Raw genomic sequence first — 15,913 nt, forward strand, 5'->3', positions numbered from 1 at the left:
AGTTGTTTTATGCTACGGACATTGTGGATAGGCTTGGCGCTGTGCCCGTTGTTGGCGGTAACGGCAGCTCCCCGTGCCAGCAATGACCTGGAATTGCTTGGCAATACGGTCCATCTCCATGGCCGGATCATCGACCAGCCCTGTGTGGTTGCCCCTGAATCCCTTGAGCAGGAGGTCGAGATGGGGGTGGTCGATGTCAGGGAACTCTATGCCAACGGGGCTGGGGCTCAGGTGCCCTTTGTCATCCGCCTGACCAACTGCAAGCCGGGTATATTCCGCATGGCCAAGGTGACCTTTACCGGTGCACAGGATGCCCAGCTCAGCGGCGGCCTGGCATTTTCGGCAGGCTCCGCCAAGGGCGCCGGCATCCGCCTGTATGACGTGACCCAGTCCCCCTTGACGCTGGGAACGCCCTCCCGTGGTTATCTGCTGGGTGGCACGACGGAGAATGAACTACAATTCTCTGCCCGGGTGGAAGGGTACCCGGCAGCCTTGGCTGCCAAGAATATCCAGCCCGGTGACTATACAGCCGTGGCCAACTTCATCGTCTCCTATGAATAACCTCAAAGGTCATTGCGCTGGATGACCTTTAAATTATCTCTGCTGGGCCAGGAGATAACACCGCCCATATAGCTGGACAGATATATCCCGCCTGGCAGCTGAATAAACAGCGACTTCTGTTTGGGTGGGGTCAGGGCAGCTACCAGAGTGGCGACCATACCATTGCTGATCAGTGCCTTCTGGTCGATAAAGTTGACTATGGTATTCTTTATTTCGACCGCAATATCATCCTGATCCCGCTCTATATCGCCAACGGAATCCAGATTGAACAGGGTTTGCCCCTGATGATCCGTTGCTATCACAGTGGCCACGACAATTTCTCTGTTCATGGTCACTATGATTTTGCTTTTTCTGGTGATCTCGACCCAGTTATCCGGGGCCTGGCAATTGCTGTGATATCTGACGGTGGCATTCGGATAGTTATAGTAATTATGGGAAACGTTCTTTCCCTGCAATGCAATGGTAGTCATGACGCATTGCAATTCCTCGGCGATTGAATGGCCAGCTCTCAGCAGGAAGACATTTTCTGACAACTCTTTGTTTTTATTATCAATGGAAAAGTAGCTGATAGCTTCCTTTCCGATGAGAATGGAAACACGTTCGTCTTCATAATGCGGCACTCTTTTGACAAGCGGTGCCAGCGTATCAATCTTCAATTTCAACGCATTCTCTGTCTCGCTGGTCGTATACAGAGAAACATGGCCGAGGTTAATCGTTCTGAGGGTATTTTCATTGCTGTAATGATAAATAAACGCTGCCAGCGAGGAGGCCACCACAATCAGCAGTGCAAACAGCATGATGCGCTTTGGGTTGAAATAGCGATCGTATTTTCTGCGAGAGTATTGTCTTCTGGCCAGCGGTGAGGCTGCTGGTGTTTCTGCCCTTGCCTCCGTATTCTCAGCCTCCCCGGTGACCTCAATCGGGGCACAGAAGATATAACCTACCCTGGGGATGGTATCAATTGCGTCCAGCAAACCAAATGATTCCAGTTTTCTCCTCAGGGAGAGGATCTGTCGATTAAGGTTGGTGTCAGTATTATCCTGATTTGGCCACAAGGCTTCCTGCAGTATGTTTCTGGGAATGACACTGCCTGCCTCATCACACAGCATTTCGAGTAGCTCGGCCTCTTTGTTACTGAGTTTGATGTCTTTCTCGTTCTTTGAGAGCCTGAATATTGCAGCGGAGAAATAAATATCCTCTGCAATCTTATAAATTTTGTTACTCATGTGTGACTCGTCTTACCGCCAAGGAGTGCATTTTACCACCATGTCGCAGTTGTTCAAATAATGAAAAAACTACAATATCTTTAATTATCAATCGTTTATGTTTCCATTGAGGTGCCTGGCAGCGGGTATGGTACTACAGGTTATTAATTTGGTTCAAAAAATGCTCAAAAAGATGACCATTTATGTAATCGTTCTCACTCAGGATGAAGATAGAAGGATAATATTGGCCTTGAGCGGGGTTTCTCTTGAATAAGGTGCGTACCAACGGCTCCTGCCGTGTCGGAAACTGTCGTATGACACCTTATTGCTTGAAGATAGATGGCTGATGCAGCTTTCGCTGTGGCTTGAGAGCCCCGCCCATGTCGGGCCAGGGTTGCCAGAGGTCGGGCACCATGAAGCCGGGCAGAGTGGCGCGGATCCAGGCGGCCAGCTCAGGATAGGGTACAGGCTCGCCGTGCCAGTCGATGAAGGCGGCGGGGCGTTGCCCCCACTCGTCGCTCGGCATGGGCACTACCAGTGCCTGCGCCACGGCGGGATGATCCACCAGCCGCTGCTCTATGGTTTCGGGCTGTATATTCTCCCCGCCCGAGATGAACAGATTGTCGATCCGCCCCTCCACCACCAGCTCGCCGTCGGCGGTGACATACCCCTTGTCGCGGGTGTGAAACCAGCCAGTCTCGTCGAGGGGCCGCTCTAGTACGCCCTCCTTGAAATAACCGGCAAACAGGGTGTCACCGCGCACGCAGATTTCATCTTGCTTGATGCAGACTTCCCGCCCCGGCAGCGGTTTGCCAACCACGCCGGCGGCGGATGGCTGGCCGGTGCAGACCTGGCTGCCCATCTCGGAGAGGCCGTAACTCGACTTGGGGGTGAAGCCCATGGCCGCGAGGCGAGCAACCAGCGGCTGCGGGATGGCGGCTCCGCCGAGCAGCAGCTCGCGCAAGCGGGTGCGGGCGGGGTCGAAGCCCTCCGCCAGCAGCCGCCAGAGCTGGGTCGGCACCAGCGAGAGGTGGGTGATGGACTGGTGCTCGAGGCGCGCCTTGAGGGGCTGGCTGCGATCGTCCAGTACCAGGCTGGCGCCCGCCAGAAAGACCCGGAACAGGATGGCGTAGCCGCCGACGTGAAATAGTGGCAGGGAGAGTAGCCAGCCGCACTTCTCATCCAGCGGGATCAGAGAGGCTGAGCCTCGCGCCGAGGCCAAGTGATTGGCGAGGCGATGCACCACGGCTTTCGGTGTGCCGCTGGAGCCCGAGGTGAGGATCATGTTGTTCAACTGAGCAGGCGCGAGCGGCCAGGGCTGATCGGCCGCCACCAGTTCAGTGTTGAAATCCAGTCGCAGTGAGCACCCACTTCCCGCCGGAATTTCGCCCGCCGACCAGAAGGCGGCCACGTCCAGCTGCTGCGCCAGTTCGGCTTGTCTGGTCAATGGAAAGGCGGGATTGAGCGGGCAGAAGACGATGCCGCTGCGCACACAAGCCCAGGCCAGCAATACGTCCGGCAGGGCGCCACGTACCACGGCAGCCAGCCGGTCGCCGGCTTTCAAGTCAGCCAGCGCCAGCTGCCGACACAGGCTGTTGAGCCGTGCATCCAGCTGCTGATAGCTGAGGGGGCTTGCTGTGTGGATGGCGATCCGGTGGGGCGCGGCTTGTGCCCAGTGGCGCACCGGACATGGCTCTAAATGGGAGTGATGGTCAGATGTCGGCAGCATTAAGGCCCCTTCAATCACGGTGAAACAGGGGCTCCAGCAGGCCAAGGTCGGGTTTGCCTTGCTTGTCCAGCAGATCGCTTGCCAGCCAGCGTTTGGTGTCCAGCCCCGGCGCCTGATCCGGCGCCCATTCACCCGCGAGACGGGCGAGCTGGCCGAGGCCGACCCCGGACTCGAAGCAGGAGGAGACGATCACTTTCAGGCGCAGCTCGCGGGCGCGGGCCACCAGGGCCTCGCTGTTGGCCAGCGAGCCAAGCAGCGTGGGTTTGAGCACCAGGGCTCTCAGCTGCGGGATAGGCTCCCAGGGTTTGCCCTGTGCCAGCAGCTCGTCGATGGCCACCGGCATGCCGGTGCGGTTTGCCACGAAGGCGATGTCGTCAAAGTTGGCGCAAGGGTCTTCCAGATACTCGATCCGGTTCGGATCGAGATGGCCGCAGAAGGCCCAGGCCTCCTCACGGGTCCAGCCCTGGTTGGCGTCCAGCACCAGCTTGAGGGTGGGGATGCGATCGCACAGCAGGCGGATCAGCGCCAGCTCGTCGCGCATGGGATAACGGGCCACCTTCAGCTTGGCCTTGCTGGGCGTCTGATGCAGCCAGTCCTTCCAGTGTTTGAGCAGCTCCTGGGGGGAGCCTTGAATGAGGGGATAGGGCTCGGGCAGGGTGGCCGTCTGTTCGGGCCAGACCCGCCGCGCACAGTCCAGACCAAATTGCACCGAGGGCAACAGGGGCGCGATGGGCTGCCCCTGAGCCAGCTGCTCCAGACAGCCGATGGCCTCGGCTTGCGCCTCGGCCAGGGTCTCTTTGGAGAAACCGGGCAGGGGGGCTATCTCCCCCCAGCCCTTGTCGATGCGAACCAGCAGGCCCTCTCGCGCCACCTCCACCTTGCCGTGAAAGGTCAGGGGCTGGGTAAAAGGCAGTTGGTAGCGATAGAGAGCGAGTTTCATCAGGGATTCCGCTTGTATTTGGAGAAGTCGGGACGGCGTTTCTCGTTGAACGCGTTGCGCCCTTCCTGACCCTCTTCGGTCATGTAGAACAGCATGGTGGCATTCCCCGCCAGCTCCTGCAAGCCGGCCTGGCCATCGCAGTCGGCGTTGAGGGCCGCTTTCAGGCAACGCAGTGCCATCGGGCTGTTCTGCAGCATCTCGCGGCACCAGCGCACGGTTTCGCGCTCCAGTTCCGCCAGCGGCACGACAGTGTTGACCAGCCCCATGTCGAGCGCTTGCTGGGCATCGTACATGCGGCAGAGGAACCAGATCTCGCGGGCCTTCTTCTGGCCGACGATGCGGGCCATGTAGGAGGCGCCCCAGCCGCCATCGAAGGAGCCGACTTTCGGGCCTGTCTGGCCAAACTGGGCGTTGTCGGCAGCGATGGTCAGGTCGCACATCATGTGCAGCACGTGGCCGCCACCGACCGCATAACCGGCCACCATGGCCACCACGGGTTTCGGGCAGGTGCGGATGTCGCGCTGGAAGTCGAGCACGTTGAGATGATGGGTGCCTTCGTCATCCTGGTATCCACCGTAGTCGCCACGGATCTTCTGATCGCCACCGGCGCAGAACGCCTTCTCGCCGAAGCCGGTGAGTATGATGGTGCCGATATGATCGTCATAGCGGGCATCGGCCAGCGCCTGCAGCATCTCTTTGACGGTGCGGGGACGGAAGGCGTTGCGGACCTGGGGACGATTGATGGTGATCTTGGCAATGCCATCGCCGGACTTGTGATAGAGGATGTCCTCGTAACCGGCGGAGCAATCGCGCCACTCGACAGGTGCGTACAGTTCCGCTTCCGTCATTGCCTCAATCATGTTTTTTTCCTTCTGGTCTGGTCGAACCCAGATTGAGCAATCGCGTCATTTGAACGGGGGCATACAGTTCAGCTTTCGTCATTGCTTCAATCATGTGCACGCTCTTTTTCTTGTTGGTAATAAGCCCGCAATGCCGGCTCGGGTAAAGGGTGTCATGCCGTTTTATGGCGTACTCGCAACCCACTCCCGCAGGAGTTGGGCAAAAGTCTCGGGCTGGCTGGCGTGCAGATTGTGGCCGCCATCCAGGGTCAAGTGATTGATATTGCAGCCCTGATTCACCAACTGGCAAGCCAGCTGATGGAATTTGTGATCCCGGCTGCCGGAGAGCCAGGTCACTGGCAACCGGGTGCTGACGAGCCAGGGCGCGAGATCCGGCTGCTGGCCCAGCGAGGTGGCGCGCAGCATGGTCGCGATGGCAGTGCCCTGGTTGCCAAGGCGACGAGCTGCCTGGCGGGCACGAGCCGCCTCATCGAGGTCGGCGAAGACCACCTGCTGATACCAGTCGGCCAGCACCTCTGTCAGCGGTTCGCGCTCAAAGCGCCGGGCCCAGCCCTCATCGTGTTCGATGCGAGCTGCCCGCTCGGCCAGCGGCAGGCCGGGATGACAATTTTCCAGCAGCAGGGCCTGCAATCCGGCAGGGGATTGGCTGGCGTGATAGAGGGCGAGCCGCCCGCCCAGCGAATAGCCGGCCAGTCGGTACTGCTCGATGCCGAGTGCCTTTAGCGCATCACAGAGCCACTGATGAGCCTGCTCGAAGCCGGTCACGCTCAGCCCTTGATTGCTGCCGTGGCCAGGTAGATCCAGCGCGTGGCAAGCTATTCCTGGCACGGCTTCAATGACTGGCTGCCAGTCGCGACCATCGCCGAGCAGACCGTGCAGCAGTACCAGAGGCAGTTCGCGGCTGTTCGGGTTAGAGGCCACGAATAGCCGCTCCCAGCGCCTTGAGATCCTCGGCGACTTCACTGCTCGGTACCTTGATTTCAATCAGGGTTACTTTCTTTTCCAGCGCCGGTTTTTTCAGGGCTGCGGTGTAGGCCTGCTCGAATTCAGCCAGCGTGGTTGGCGCCCGATAATGGAGGCCGAACATGGCTGCGGCATGCTCGAAGTGCAGGCCGTGGGGCAGGCAGTAGTAGGTCTCCAGCAGCCGATCGCCGGTGGGCACCGGCAACATGCGAAAGATGCTGCCGCCGTCGTTGTTGAGCAGGATCACCACCAGCGGCCGGCTCGATTTGCCGAGCAGGGCCAGACTGTTGAGATCGTGCAGGGCACTGAGATCGCCAATCAACAGGGTCGTTGGCTGCTCGCTCGACTGGGCAAAGCCATAGGCGCTGGCGATCAGGCCGTCGATGCCGGAGGCGCCGCGGTTGGTCATCACCCGGCTCGGTCCCTTGCCCGCTTCGCCGAGCATGTCCATCAGCCGGGCCGGCATGCTGTTGCCAACAAACAGCTGACCTTGAATGAGGGCGCCCAACCGATGGCAGACACCGAGCTCGGAGAAGCGATCGCAGGCGCTGCGGATCTGGCGGGTGGCGCTCTGCTGGCGCTCCGCCAGCCGGTGCCAGGGCAGGTGGCGAGTGCTCACTTTGTGGGTCGCGGCGAAGATGGCGGGCTCGCACACCAGACGGCGGCGCAGCCGGTAATCGGGATCGAGTCGCGCCGGCTGCGGGTCTATTAGCCAGTAATCCTGCCAGGGGTGCTGCTTGATGAACTGGCCGAGCCGCTTGGAGATGAGGCGGGCACCGAATTGCAGCAGTACTTCCGCGCGGGCCAGCTCGGCCACGAAGCAGCTGTTTTGCAGGGCGAGATCCATGTGGATGAGGTTGCGGGCATCGAAGCGGATCTGGCTCTGCAGATCCGCCAGCAGCGGCCAGCCTAGGCGCTCGGCAAGCTCGGCCACCACCTGCGCCTGGGCGGGATCCTGAATGCGTCCGGCGACTATGATGCCGCGTTTGCCCTGCAAGGCCGCCCAATCGGGCTGGCGGGGACAGATCTGCTCGTTCTGCTGCCAGGGGCTCCAGGGTTCGCTTGAATGCAGCCAGTCACCGAGGGGGGCCAGGTAGTCGCTGAAGTCTTGATATGCGTCGCCGGGGTAGAGCGGTTCCGGGTACATGCAGTTGAAGTGCACCGGCCCCGGCGTCAGCGCCTGCTGGGCCAGCGCCTGATCCACCGAGCTCAGCACGAAGGCCGCGGGTATGGTCGGGGTGGGGCTCGGCAGGTTCTGTTGATAGACGGGGTAGCGACCGAAGATCCCCTGCTGATCGATCGCCTGGTTGGCGCCGTTGTCGATAAGCTCGGGCGGGCGATCGGCCGAGAGGATAATCAGCGGCACGCCTGTGAGTTGCGCCTCTGCCACTGCGGGCCAAAGGTTGGCGACCGCTGTGCCTGAGGTCATGATCACTGCCACCGGTCGGCCACTGCCCTTGGCCAGCCCCAGCGCCATAAACCCCAAGCCCCGCTCGTCAAAATGGAGGTGGCGGCGAAAGCCTGCATGGGCGGCCGCGGCCATGGTGAGCGGCGCGGAACGTGAGCCCGAGGCCAGCGCTATGTCTCGCACGCCGAGGCGATAGAGCTCTTCCAGCAAGAGGGAAGACCAGACGTGATTGAAGGTGGCATGTTGACTGGCAAACATGAGGCTCTCGCTGAATGAGGGGTCGATGAGAAAACGCTATCCCAGCAGGGAGAGCACATTGGCGATCTTGTTGTCGAGTTCGGCCCACTCGGCGGCGGGCTCGGATCCCGCCACTATGCCAGCCCCGGCATAGAGTGTGATGGTCTGCGCCGTGACGCGGGCGCTGCGGATGGCGACCGAGAACTCCGAGGTCTCCCGGCTCAGCATGCCGCAGGCGCCGGCATACCAGCCGCGATCATGGGGCTCGAACTCGCGGATGAAGGCCAGTGCGGCTTCGCGCGGGGCGCCGCCCACCGCGGGGGTGGGGTGCAGGGCGTCCAGTAGTTGCCAGTCACACACCCCGGGTTTGAGTTCGGCCTCTATGTCGCACTTGAGGTGCTGCAGTAGCCGCAGTTTCAGAATGCGCGGCTCGGTCAGGCTGGCGCCCGTGGTGAGCGGTGCCAGTCGGCTGAGGATGTCGGCGTGTACCAGCCGGTTCTCCAGCCGGTTCTTGCTGTCGGCCAGCAGCTCGGCGGCCAGGGCCGCGTCGGTCGCCTCGTCGCCGGAGCGGCGTATGGTGCCCGCCAGTGCCTCGGTGAAGAGGTGGCTCCCTTCCCGGCGGTAGAGCCGCTCGGGGGAGCAGGAGATGAAGCTCTGCTCGGGGGAGAACTGAAAACCGAAGTGGAAGCAGTCCTGGGCGTGCTGCGCCCACTGCGCCAGCAGGGACCAGGGGCAAATGTGATCGTCGTGCAGCTGGCGGGAGAGCAGGCTTTCCCGCGACAGCACCACCTTGGGGGTGTGCGCCTGAAAATCGGGCGCCGTCACTCGCTCGACCAGCGTCTGCCACTGGGTGGGGCCTGGGCAATCCTGGCGCTGCCAGCTGTGGGGCTGCAACGCAGGCAGGGGCGCCTCCGGTTGCAGGGCCGCGAGGGCCGTCTCGGCCGCCTGCAGCTCGGCATCCAGATTGCCGTCGGTCAGCCAGAGATTGAGGCAGAGGCTGACACACTCGCCCCGGCGTACCAGCTCGATGCGGGGCAGCACGAAGCGGCAGGGGCCAAAACCCTGCCAGCCGGGCTGAGCGGGATCGAACGCCAGTCCGCCGTAGTAGCGCGGGCTGTCGTCGTGGGGCTGGCCCGTGTGCGCGCAGACCTGCTGTATGTCCTGCGGCCGGGTCAGCTCGCGAATGCAGCCCAGCGCCACGTATTCGGGCTTGTCGTGCCCTCTGGCATGCCAATAGATACGGGGATAGAGGGTCTGCGCCGCGAGCCAGCCCAGGAAGGAGCGGATCTCGATCGCCACGCGCAGCCGCACGAAGCCGCTGGCGTTGCCATGACGCAGGGCGTCCAGTTGTTGCTTGATATGGGTCTGAGCCAACATGGATTTCGTCTATGAGCCGATAGTGACGGTCAATCCTGCAGAAGGATGCCGTTGGTTTATGCCAAAGGAGCGATTATTCCTATATATTATCTGCCCATTCGTCCATGTAAATCGCCCGGGGAGCTGACTCCCGAGGGGCCAAGTATACCGAAATCCGGTTCGATAACCCTTAACACGATCAATATCTGATTGTTTGGCCATCACAATATGACAAATACCTTCTCTATCTGGTTGCTGGCGGCGCGTTTGCGAACACTGCCGCTCGCGTGCTCCTCCATCTTGCTGGGATCCGGGCTCGCGGCCAGCCGTGGCGCCTTCGATGGCACCATAATGGTGCTCTCCCTGCTGACCGCCATACTGCTGCAGATCCTCTCCAACCTGGCCAACGATTACGGGGATGCTGTCTCCGGTGCCGACAATGGCGAACGGATCGGTCCCCAGCGCGCCGTGGTCTCGGGCCTCATCACCCAAAAGCAGATGTGCATGGCCATGGGGCTGACCGCCCTGGCCGCCGTGGTGAGCGGCCTCGCCCTGCTGGGCTGTGCTTTTGGCGATCAGTGGCTGCAGATCCTCACCTTCGTGGTGCTGGGTGGCGCGGCCATAGTGGCGGCCATCACCTACACGGTGGGCAAGACCCCTTACGGCTATCGGGGCTTCGGCGATATCTCGGTGTTCCTGTTCTTCGGTCTGCTGGGGGTGCTCGGCTCTTACTACCTGTTCACCAAGACGCTGCAGTGGGATCTGCTGCTGCCCGCCACCGCCTGCGGCCTGCTGGCGACTGCGGTGCTCAACATCAATAACGTGCGGGACATAGAGACGGACGCGGTCAGCGGCAAGATCACCCTGGCGGTGCGGCTCGGTCGCAACCGCGCCATCGCCTATCACTGGCTGTTGCTGGGGGCGGCGCTGGTCAGCACCATCGCCTTTCTGCTGACCCAGCCCGCCAGTTTCTGGCCCTGGATCTTCCTGCCCGCCATGAAGCCGCTCACGGACGCCGCCAAGACATTGCGCACGAGCTTCGATGGCGAGGTGTTGACCGGCGCCCTCAAGAAGACCGCCATCAGCGCCTTCCTGTTCAGCCTGCTGCTCTCCATCGGGCTGGCGCTCTCCTGATGAGGTGATGACGTATAAAGGGCTCCGAACAGGGGCCTTTTTTATAGGCATCTCCGCCGGTTTTTCCAATCATTTCAGTCTCATCAAGTTCACCATTCCCCAAACGGCCGTGATCCGGTCGGCAATATTGAGAAATTTTCCGGCCAGCGAGTTGAGTTGTGACAGGCCCCGATTGTAGCGCCAGAGCGATTGCTATAGAGATGTAACCGTATCTGGTTGCACATGTAAAAAATGATGGCGGGAGCAGACTGATGGACAAGTTAGGGAAACACCTGGGATGGGGGCTGATGGCGCTGGTGGGCGCCAGTTCGCTCGGCTATATCGCCCTCAACCGGGGCGAACAGATAAACGCACTCTGGATCGTGGTCGCGGCTGTGTGCGTCTATCTGATCGCCTATCGCTATTACGGCCTGTTTATTGCCAAGCGCGTGCTGGCGGTCGACAGCACGCGCATGACCCCGGCGGTGCGTCACAACGACGGTCTGGACTATGTGCCGACCGACAAGAAGGTCTTGTTTGGCCACCATTTCGCCGCCATTGCTGGCGCCGGCCCGCTGGTCGGTCCCGTGCTGGCGGCCCAGATGGGTTATCTGCCCGGCATGCTCTGGCTGCTGGCCGGGGTGGTGCTGGCGGGGGCTGTGCAGGACTTCATGGTGCTGTTCGTCTCCACTCGTCGAGATGGTCGCTCCCTCGGTGAGCTGGTCAGGGCGGAGATGGGGCCCACGGCAGGTGTCATCGCCCTGGTCGCCACCTTCATGATCATGGTGATCATACTGGCGGTGCTGGCGATGATAGTGGTCAAGGCGCTCGCCCACAGCCCATGGGGCACCTACACGGTGGCCTTCACCATACCGCTCGCCATCTTCATGGGGATCTACATCCGCTACCTGAGGCCGGGTCGCATCGGCGAGGTATCTGTGATCGGTTTGGTGTGCCTCATTTTTGCCATCATCTCCGGTGGCTGGGTGGCCGAGAGCAAAACCTGGGCACCCTATTTCGACTTCGACGGCGTGCAGCTGACCTGGATGCTGGTGGGCTATGGCTTCGTCGCCTCGGTGCTGCCGGTCTGGCTGCTGCTGGCGCCCCGTGATTACCTCTCCACCTTCCTCAAGATCGGCACCATAGTTGGCCTCGCCATCGGCATACTGGTGACCCAGCCGACCCTGCAGATGCCGGCGCTGACCCAGTTCATCGACGGCACAGGCCCGGTCTGGGCCGGGGATCTCTTCCCCTTCCTGTTCATCACCATCGCCTGTGGTGCCGTCTCAGGTTTCCACGCGCTCATCTCCTCCGGCACCACACCCAAGATGCTGGCCAACGAGAATCAGGCCTGCTTCATCGGTTACGGCGGCATGCTGATGGAGTCCTTCGTCGCCATCATGGCGCTGGTGGCCGCCTGCGTCATCGATCCGGGTGTCTACTTCGCCATGAACAGCCCGATGGCGGTGCTGGCGCCGGCAGGCACCACAGACGTGGTGGTCTCCGCCGCCGCCGTGGTGAGCAACTGGGGCTTCCAGATCACCCCCGAGACCCTGACCCGCATCGCCAGCGAGGTGGGTGAGCAGAGCATCATCTCCCGTGCCGGCGGTGCCCCGACCCTGGCGGTCGGCATGGCCTACATACTGCACGGTGCCCTCGGCGGCCTGATGAACGTCGCCTTCTGGTATCACTTCGCCATCCTGTTCGAGGCCCTGTTCATCCTCACTGCGGTGGATGCGGGGACCCGTGCGGCGCGCTTCATGCTGCAAGATCTGCTGGGGGTCATCTCCCCGGCCCTCAAACGTACCGACTCCCTGCCGGCCAACCTGCTTGCCACCGCCCTGTGCGTGCTGGCCTGGGGTTACTTTCTGCATCAGGGGGTGGTGGATCCCCTCGGCGGCATCAACACCCTGTGGCCGCTGTTTGGCATCGCCAACCAGATGCTGGCGGGCATGGCGCTGATGCTCTGCGCCGTGGTGCTGTTCAAGATGAAGCGTCAGGCCTATGCCTGGGTGGCCCTGCTGCCCACCAGCTGGCTGCTCATCTGCACCCTGTCTGCGGGTTGGGAGAAGACCTTCAGCGACAATCCCAAGCTCGGCTTCCTGGCCATCGCGAACAAATTCCAGGCCATGATCGACAGCGGCACCATCCCGGCCCAGTACACCGAATCCCAGCTGGCTCAGCTGGTGTTCAACAACCGGCTGGATGCGGGGCTGACCATCTTCTTCATGCTGGTGGTGGTGGTGCTGGCCGGTTTCTCCCTGAAGACGGCCCTCAAGGCGCTGAAAAATCCGCAGCCGACCGCCAACGAGACGCCGTATCAGGCTATGCCGAAACAACCGGGTTCCGCCCGTCCCACGTCTGACGACGACGCCGGGCTGGCCCCCAGCCTCAAGTAAGTCAGCAGGCCGGCACCCCAGGGTGTCGGCCCCTCATCGATGGCGAACAAGGAGCAAGCATGTTCGATACCCTGGCCAAGGCGGGCAAGTATCTGGGGCAGACCGCCAGACTCATGGTGGGTGTGCCCGATTACGACAACTACGTGCAGCACATGCGGCTGACTCACCCGGAGCAGACCCCCATGAGCCATGACGAGTTCTTTCGCGAACGCCAGGATGCCCGCTACGGCGGCAAGAATGGCGGGCGCTGCTGCTAGGTTTCACATCACAGGATCCCCATCATGACGAATGCTGTAGCGGTCACCTTGCTGACCGGTTTTCTCGGCGCCGGCAAGACCACGCTGCTCAACCATTTCCTGCACCACCACGCCGATGCCTCCGTGGCCATCCTGGAGAACGAGTTCGGTGCCGCCAACATAGATGGCGACTTGTTGCTGCGGGGAGAGGGGGTGAGCGTGGTCGAGCTCAGCAACGGCTGCGTCTGTTGCAGCGTGCGCGGTGAGTTTCGGGCCGCCCTGAGCGATCTGTTGGCCCGACGTGCGGCGGGGGAGCTGCAATTCGAGCGGCTGATTGTCGAGACCACAGGGCTCGCCGATCCGGCCCCCATCATCCAGACCTTCTTTGTCGAAGAAGAGTTGTGCGATGCCCTGCGCCTCGATGCTGTCATCACCCTGGTCGATTGTGAACACATAGGCCGCCAGCTGGACGAGCATCCGGTGGCGGCGGCCCAGATAGGCTTTGCCGATCGCATCCTGCTCACCAAGACAGACCGGGTGGACGGGGCGACGCGGGAGGCGGCCATAGCGCGAGTCCACGGCATCAACCCCAAGGCGCAGATCCTCGACATAGTGCAGGGGGAGTGCCCGGCGGAGCTCTGGCTGGATCTGGATGCCTTCAGCCTGAGCGACGAGCTGGCGCTGAGTTCAGGCCTTTGCATTGTGCGGGCAGGGCAGCAGGGCTTCGAGGCGTTTCGCCCGCTTTCGGCCCGACCGCGCTCCTGGCAGGATGCCATCTCGGCCCATCTGTTCGAGGGGGGCGAGCTGGATTTGAAGCAAATAGGCGCCTTCATGGAGCAGTGTATCGAGTTGCATGGCAATGACATGCTGCGCTACAAGGGAGTGCTGGCCATCGCGGGTGAATCGCGCCGGCTGATAGTGCAGGGAGTACACAGGGTGGCGGGGTTCGATTACGGCTCTCCCTGGGAGGAGACGCCTCCTCAATCTCGGCTGGTGATCATCGGCCGCTACCTGCCCGTCGAGGCGCTGCGGGCGGGGTTTGCCCGCACGCAAGCATGAGGGGAAAAAGCACATGCGCGGATCATTGAAAAAGAAAATCATCCAGGTCTGCCACCAGAAGATTGCGCAGAAGGGGGAGGCGGTGGGCGTCTCCTTCTATGCGTTTTTTGCCAACCGCAATGATGATCCCGAGTTGTTGATGGAGGCGGCGACCTGGTGGATCCAGACCCAGAGACTCGACCATTTCGAGAAGGCGCGGAAGATCATCGCGCTGGTCGAGGCGATGGAATAATAGGGGGGATGAAACAAGAAGGGCTCCTGATGAGGAGCCCTTCTTGTTTGCCGCCATCGTCGGCGAGTGCCCTCAGCTGGCCCGTGCCAGGCGGGTGGCGCGGCGGGAGAAGATCAGGTTGTCCAGCAGCCAGATGATGACCATGGAGGCGCCCACCAGCGGGAAGCAGATGCCGAGCAGCACCAGCACGGCGATGGCGCCGCGCATGGGGGGCAGTTTGGCCGGCAGCGGCGGGGCGGCGAGACGGCCCTGCGGGCGGCGGCTCCACCAGATCCAGAGGCCGCTCACGGCGCTCAGCAACACCATCAGGCAGATGAGCAGCATGGCGAGCTGATGGGGCCAGCCGTAGAGCTTGCCGGTGTGCAGCATGACGCCGGTTTCCACCGTCTTGGCGACTAGGCCGTAATCCTGCCAGCGCACGTCGGCCAGTACCTTGCCGCTGTACTGATCTATGTGCAGGGTGGCATCGTTGCGCGGATCATCGGCGAACAGGGCTATGGTGTAGACGCCGCTCTTGCCGGCCGGCGGCGTGATGCTGTAGCCCGGGGTGACCTGGCGTTCGTTGGCAATGTCCACCACCTGTTGCAGCGGGATGCGGTGTTCGGCCATCACCATCCCCTCGTGTTCCCCGCCATGGTTCATGGCGCTGTGATCGTGACCTTCCGCACTCTGCGGCATGGCCGTGTCAGCCATCGCCATGGAGGCCATCTCATCGGGCTGTGTCGAGCTCGGCATGGGGGTGTTCTCCATCGCCCAGGGCACAGTTTGGTCGTGGGCCTGGTTCAGGCTGCGGGCAAGCGGCGTGGATGCGGGCACCTGGTTCCACATGGCGGCCGGGAAGCGGTTCCAGACGTTGGCGAACTGATCCCCCCAGAAACCGGTCCAGGTCATGCCGCTCAGCAGCAACAGCAGCAGGAAGCCCGCACCCCAGAAACCGACTACGGCGTGCAGATCGCGCCACCAGAGGCGTCCGCGCTGGTTCATTCTGGGCCAGAGGATGCCGCCCACCCCCGGCCCCTTGCGTGGCCACCACAGATAGAGGCCGCTGACGAGCAGCACGATTCCCCAGCCGGCGGCCAGCTCGATCAATCTATCCCCCGTGGTGCCGAGCAGCAGCTCGGCGTGCAGGGCACGGGCCACCGCCTGCAGATTCCATTGGTTGTCCAGGGTGCCGAGCAGGGCGCCGCTGGCAGGATCGAGGAACAGGGTCAGCTCGCGGCCGCCCTGGCGGACGATGAACTGGGCGCTGGCATCCTGGCTGACTGGCGGCAGGTACTTGCTCAGGCTGGCGTCCGGCATGGCCACCATCGCCTTGACCAGCAACTGATCTGCGCTCAGGGTCTGGCTGGCTGGCGTCACCTTCATCAGCTCGGGATACATGAGATTGTCGAGCTGGGGCTTGAACAGGTACACAATGCCGGTGAGCGAGAGCAGGATCAGGAAGGGGGCGACGAAGAGGCCGGCGTAGAAGTGCCAGCGCCAGATCCGCTGGTAGTGACTCGAGTCCCGGTTTTTCATCTCTGATCCTTGCGTTGATGACCAACGTTTCAGCTGGTGGAATGTTTATGGCGGCGCGAATGATAACAGCAACGTTTTGTTAACTGCAACAGAACAT

At 61.9% G+C, this 15,913-nt stretch carries 14 protein-coding genes; 6 read left to right on the forward strand and 8 right to left on the reverse strand.

Features of this window, described 5'->3' with window-relative positions; translation table 11 throughout:
* The first annotated feature begins 9 nt into the window (after positions 1-9).
* Entirely contained in the window at positions 10-561 is a 552-nt protein-coding gene (locus BN1128_RS11560) for a fimbrial protein (protein ID WP_042868840.1), read from the forward strand.
* A 2-nt stretch (positions 562-563) separates the two neighbouring features.
* On the opposite strand, the gene BN1128_RS11565 is transcribed toward BN1128_RS11560, so the two are convergent.
* The 7 genes from BN1128_RS11565 to BN1128_RS11595 form a co-directional block, all read right to left on the reverse strand.
* A complete protein-coding gene (locus BN1128_RS11565; RefSeq protein ID WP_042868842.1) occupies positions 564-1,787 on the reverse strand; it encodes a winged helix-turn-helix domain-containing protein in 1,224 nt (407 codons plus the stop codon).
* Positions 1,788-2,088: 301 nt separating this feature from the next.
* Complete coding sequence (locus tag BN1128_RS11570) at positions 2,089-3,495, reverse strand: AMP-binding protein (RefSeq protein WP_042868843.1); 1,407 nt, start codon at positions 3,493-3,495, stop codon at positions 2,089-2,091.
* 10 nt (positions 3,496-3,505) lie between these two features.
* Entirely contained in the window at positions 3,506-4,435 is a 930-nt protein-coding gene (gene menC, locus BN1128_RS11575) for an o-succinylbenzoate synthase (protein WP_042868845.1), read from the reverse strand.
* Positions 4,435-5,295, reverse strand: a complete 861-nt coding sequence (gene menB, locus BN1128_RS11580; protein ID WP_042868847.1) for a 1,4-dihydroxy-2-naphthoyl-CoA synthase — start codon at positions 5,293-5,295, stop codon at positions 4,435-4,437. Before menB ends, menC begins: the two co-directional genes overlap by 1 nt.
* A 162-nt stretch (positions 5,296-5,457) precedes the next feature.
* The gene (gene menH / locus BN1128_RS11585) at positions 5,458-6,216 is read right to left on the reverse strand and encodes a 2-succinyl-6-hydroxy-2,4-cyclohexadiene-1-carboxylate synthase (protein WP_042868849.1); all 759 of its coding nucleotides are present in this window, start codon (positions 6,214-6,216) and stop codon (positions 5,458-5,460) included.
* Positions 6,206-7,924 (reverse strand): 2-succinyl-5-enolpyruvyl-6-hydroxy-3-cyclohexene-1-carboxylic-acid synthase, encoded by a 1,719-nt coding sequence (gene menD, locus BN1128_RS11590; protein ID WP_042868851.1) that lies wholly within the window; start codon positions 7,922-7,924, stop codon positions 6,206-6,208. Before menD ends, menH begins: the two co-directional genes overlap by 11 nt.
* A 36-nt stretch (positions 7,925-7,960) precedes the next feature.
* The gene (locus BN1128_RS11595) at positions 7,961-9,280 is read right to left on the reverse strand and encodes an isochorismate synthase (RefSeq protein WP_042868853.1); all 1,320 of its coding nucleotides are present in this window, start codon (positions 9,278-9,280) and stop codon (positions 7,961-7,963) included.
* A 207-nt stretch (positions 9,281-9,487) separates the two neighbouring features.
* On the opposite strand from BN1128_RS11595, the gene BN1128_RS11600 reads away from it, so the two are divergent.
* The 5 genes from BN1128_RS11600 to BN1128_RS11620 all read left to right on the forward strand — a co-directional run bounded on the left by BN1128_RS11600 (position 9,488) and on the right by BN1128_RS11620 (position 14,298).
* Positions 9,488-10,393, forward strand: a complete 906-nt coding sequence (locus tag BN1128_RS11600; RefSeq protein ID WP_042868854.1) for a 1,4-dihydroxy-2-naphthoate polyprenyltransferase — start codon at positions 9,488-9,490, stop codon at positions 10,391-10,393.
* A gap of 251 nt (positions 10,394-10,644) precedes the next feature.
* A complete protein-coding gene (cstA, locus tag BN1128_RS11605; protein ID WP_042868857.1) occupies positions 10,645-12,771 on the forward strand; it encodes a pyruvate/proton symporter CstA in 2,127 nt (708 codons plus the stop codon).
* Positions 12,772-12,830: 59 nt separating this feature from the next.
* Complete coding sequence (locus tag BN1128_RS11610) at positions 12,831-13,028, forward strand: YbdD/YjiX family protein (protein ID WP_025325546.1); 198 nt, start codon at positions 12,831-12,833, stop codon at positions 13,026-13,028.
* Between the two features lie 24 nt (positions 13,029-13,052).
* On the forward strand, positions 13,053-14,066 hold the full coding sequence (locus tag BN1128_RS11615) for a CobW family GTP-binding protein (protein ID WP_042868859.1): 1,014 nt from the start codon (positions 13,053-13,055) through the stop codon (positions 14,064-14,066).
* 13 nt (positions 14,067-14,079) lie between these two features.
* On the forward strand, positions 14,080-14,298 hold the full coding sequence (locus BN1128_RS11620; protein ID WP_042868861.1) for a DUF6500 family protein: 219 nt from the start codon (positions 14,080-14,082) through the stop codon (positions 14,296-14,298).
* 72 nt (positions 14,299-14,370) lie between these two features.
* On the opposite strand, the gene BN1128_RS11625 is transcribed toward BN1128_RS11620, so the two are convergent.
* Entirely contained in the window at positions 14,371-15,816 is a 1,446-nt protein-coding gene (locus BN1128_RS11625) for a PepSY-associated TM helix domain-containing protein (protein ID WP_042868863.1), read from the reverse strand.
* Positions 15,817-15,913: the final 97 nt, after the last annotated feature.

Source organism: Aeromonas piscicola, assembly GCF_000820005.1.
GTDB classification, from domain to species: domain Bacteria; phylum Pseudomonadota; class Gammaproteobacteria; order Enterobacterales; family Aeromonadaceae; genus Aeromonas; species Aeromonas piscicola.